The 3,370-nt window shown below is 52.8% G+C and carries 4 protein-coding genes; all 4 read left to right on the top strand.

From position 1 onward, the window contains the following. The first annotated feature begins 81 nt into the window (after positions 1 to 81). The 4 genes from QZ506_RS07735 (at position 82) to proB (ending at position 3,245) form a co-directional block, all read left to right on the top strand. Positions 82 to 306, top strand: coding sequence for a hypothetical protein (locus tag QZ506_RS07735; protein WP_291970202.1), 225 nt, complete (start codon positions 82 to 84; stop codon positions 304 to 306). Continuing rightward, positions 284 to 1,534 carry an esterase FrsA gene (frsA, locus tag QZ506_RS07730; RefSeq protein ID WP_291970200.1) on the top strand — a complete coding sequence of 417 codons (1,251 nt, stop codon included), beginning with the start codon at positions 284 to 286 and terminating at the stop codon, positions 1,532 to 1,534. Before QZ506_RS07735 ends, frsA begins: the two co-directional genes overlap by 23 nt. A gap of 97 nt (positions 1,535 to 1,631) precedes the next feature. Continuing rightward, positions 1,632 to 2,006, top strand: coding sequence for a sigma factor-binding protein Crl (gene crl / locus QZ506_RS07725; protein WP_291970198.1), 375 nt, complete (start codon positions 1,632 to 1,634; stop codon positions 2,004 to 2,006). A gap of 135 nt (positions 2,007 to 2,141) precedes the next feature. Continuing rightward, a complete protein-coding gene (gene proB / locus QZ506_RS07720) occupies positions 2,142 to 3,245 on the top strand; it encodes a glutamate 5-kinase (protein ID WP_291970196.1) in 1,104 nt (367 codons plus the stop codon). Positions 3,246 to 3,370: the final 125 nt, after the last annotated feature.

The raw sequence follows: 3,370 nt of genomic DNA, 5'->3' as shown, positions 1-3,370 counted from the left end.
TTTCCATGCCAGTTTTGGTAGAAAATGCTTGTCATCTCAGGTGTACACTTTTCTCATGAGGCCTAACTGCATGATTTTACGTTGCGAGGATCCGTCGTTTCACTGGGCTGCCAGCATAAAATCTATTTATTCAACAAAGCCACTAATGTTATGTTAATTGCCCGGCTTTGCGCCGGGCAATTTTTTTTAAAAGGCTCAAAGAAGCCTGTGCAGCACTTTCATTCCGATGCGCATCTGCCGTGCGTTTTCGTGTTCTCAATCATGCCGTATCTAGGAGACTGCCGTGGTTCAAGCCAATCTCTCTGAGACACTGTTTAAACCCTCGTTCAGACATCAAGAGACATCAACGTTGGTCAGGCGCGCTCGCCACCATGAAGACGTTGAACGCCATTCCGCGCTGGAAGGGCGGTATTCAAAACACTGGTATCGCACACTGAACCGCCTGATGTGGATCTGGCGCGGTGTCGATCCACGTGAAATCGAAGAAGTGCTGGCACGGATTACGGTCAGCACTGCTAAGCGCAGCAATGAACATTTTCTGGATACCGTGGTGGGTTACCGCAGCGGCAACTGGATTTACGAGTGGGCCAAGCAGGGGGCTGCCTGGCAAGCTAAAGCGATGGAAAGAGAAGAGACACAGCACTATGGCCACTATTGGCTGAATGCTGCCAATCTCTACAGCATTGCGGCTTATCCTTATATCAAAGGGGACGAACTGGCGGAGCAGGCACAAACGCTGGCGAACCGCGCCTATGAAGAAGCGGCTAACTATCTGCCGTATCAGCTAAAAGCGCTGGATTTTCCCATCGAAGGTGGCGGTAATCTGCGCGGCTTTTTGCACTTGCCTGAGCAGGGCTCAGCACCGTTCCCGACCGTGCTGATGTGTGGCACGCTCGATATGCTGCAAAGTGACTATTATCGCCTGTTCCGCGACTACCTGGCTCCGGCTGGCATGGCTATGCTGACCATTGATGTGCCGTCGGTAGGCTTTTCATCGCGCTGGAAGTTAAGTGAAGACAGCAGTTTCCTGCATCGACAGGTGTTGCGCGCACTGCCTGATATCCCCTGGGTCGATCACTGTCGCGTTAGTGCCTTTGGTTTTCGTTTCGGTGCCAATATCGCGGTGCGGCTGGCTTATCTGGATCCAGGCCGTTTGCGCGGTGTCGCAACGCTTGGCCCCATCGTGCACCATTTGCTGTGTGATACGCAGCGCCAACATCAGGTGCCGGATATGTATATGGACGTGCTGGCCAGTCGCCTTGGCATGGCAAATGCCACTGACGCAGCGCTGAAAACGGAATTGGGCCGCTACTCGCTTAAAACGCAGGGGCTACTGGGCCACCGTTGCCCGACACCAATGCTGGCGGGCTATTGGGATAATGACCTGCTGTGCCAGAAAGAAGAAGCGAGCCTGATCGTCAATTCGTCCACCAACGGTAAATTGTTGCCCATCAAGTCGGCGCAGATATACCGTAATTTTCATCAGGCATTGGGCCATATCAGCGATTGGCTAAAGGACGCGCTGAACGGCTAAGCATCGGACTCACAAAGAAAGAATAACCTGAAGAGTAGCTGTTTAATTTATTGTTGCCATCTGTTAAAAGAGAAACTTCAACCTGAGGAGTAAACCGATGACATTACCGAGTGGACATCCGAAAGCTAGGCTCATGAAAAGTTTTGCCTCATTGGGGCCCTATCTGCGCGAGAATCAGTGCGACAACGAACGTTTTTTCTTTGATTGCCTGGCGGTATGCGTTGGTGTGAAACCTGTGCCGGAAAAACGGGAATTCTGGGGATGGTGGCTCCAGTTGGAAGCCCAGGAAAAGACGCTCGTTTATTCCTACCATACTGGCTTGTACGATAAAATGGGCCGTTGGCAAGAAGAGAAAATTAAGGATACCGAAGTGCTGACGAAAGTGCAGGAGACGCAACGGCAGTTTCATACGCGTCTGGAAAAGTTATTACATTCTTTGGAACCCGCCTTGACGCTCACCGAGCGACCGTGAAGCCTCTCTTTTGAGTCTGCGCCGCGTTTGTGGGAGCGGGGCAGATTCGCGTAATCTCTGTTGCCATTATGAACGTGCTCTGTGGCAACGTTTTCACTATTTCGTGTTTTGACCAACATTAACGGCAGATTAATCATGAGTGGCAGCCAGACTTTGGCTGTGAAATTGGGTACCAGCGTGTTGACCTGCGGTTCGCGCCGCTTGAACCGTGCCCATATTGTTGAATTGGTTCGCCACTGTGCACAGCAGCACGCGGCCGGACACCGTGTTGCGATTGTGACGTCTGGGGCGATTGCCGCTGGGCGCGAGCATTTGTGTTATCCGGAATTGCCTGCCACCATCGCCACCAAACAGCTGTTGGCCGCGGTCGGACAGAGCCGTTTGATTCAGTTGTGGGAACAACTGTTTTCTATTTATGGCATCCATATTGGTCAAATGTTGCTGACGCGCGCGGATCTGGAAGACAGAGAACGTTTCCTCAACGCCCGCGACACGCTGCGTGCATTGCTGGATAACCGTATTGTTCCGGTGATTAATGAGAACGATACGGTAGCCACCGCCGAAATCAAGGTTGGCGATAACGACAACCTGTCGGCACTCGCCGCGATATTGGCGGATGCGGACAAGCTGCTGTTGCTGACCGATCAGGCTGGCTTGTTTACCGCCGATCCGCGTTCCAACCCGGAGGCGGAATTGATCCGTGAAGTGGAAGGCATTACCGACGAACTGCGCCTGATTGCCGGTGGCAGCGTTTCCGGACTTGGCACGGGCGGTATGTCGACCAAATTGCAGGCTGCCGACGTAGCCTGCCGCGCCGGGATTGATGTGATCATTGCCGCAGGCAATCGCGCCGATGTAATTGACGATGTGATTGGCAACGTGTCGGTCGGTACCCGTTTCCACGCCGTGGAAGCAACGTTGGAAAGCCGCAAACACTGGATCTTCGGTGCGCCGCCGGCGGGTGAAATCACCATTGATGACGGTGCGCTTTCCGCGATCATTGAGCGTGGTAGCTCTCTGTTGCCAAAAGGCATTCGCGAGGTGAAGGGTAACTTTTCTCGCGGTGAGGTCATCCGCGTTTTTACTCTGTCTGGGCGCGATTTGGCGCATGCGGTAACCCGTTACAACAGTGATGCGCTGCGCATGATCGCCGAGCATCACTCGCAGCAGATTGCCGATATCCTTGGGTACAAGTATGGCCCGGTGGCTGTTCATCGCGACGACGGCTTTGTTGAATAAATAGAACTTTTGGGTAATCATCGGAGCAGATCTCCACAGTTGTTTCAAAATCAGGTCTCCATGGCAAAACAAAATTTTAAAATCACCAACTGGCCCTCTTATAACAAGGCCCTCAAGCAGCGCGG

The organism is Candidatus Symbiopectobacterium sp., from assembly GCF_020054415.1.
Classification (GTDB): domain Bacteria; phylum Pseudomonadota; class Gammaproteobacteria; order Enterobacterales; family Enterobacteriaceae; genus Symbiopectobacterium.
This window is presented reverse-complemented; position numbering and strand designations above follow the sequence as displayed.

What these genes read in the sequence shown, in the direction of transcription:
- proB (WP_291970196.1), top strand. Translation starts at nt 2,142, where the DNA reads ATGAGTGGCAGCCAGACTTTGGCTGTGAAATTGGGTACCAGCGTGTTG.
- crl (WP_291970198.1), top strand. Translation starts at nt 1,632, where the DNA reads ATGACATTACCGAGTGGACATCCGAAAGCTAGGCTCATGAAAAGTTTT.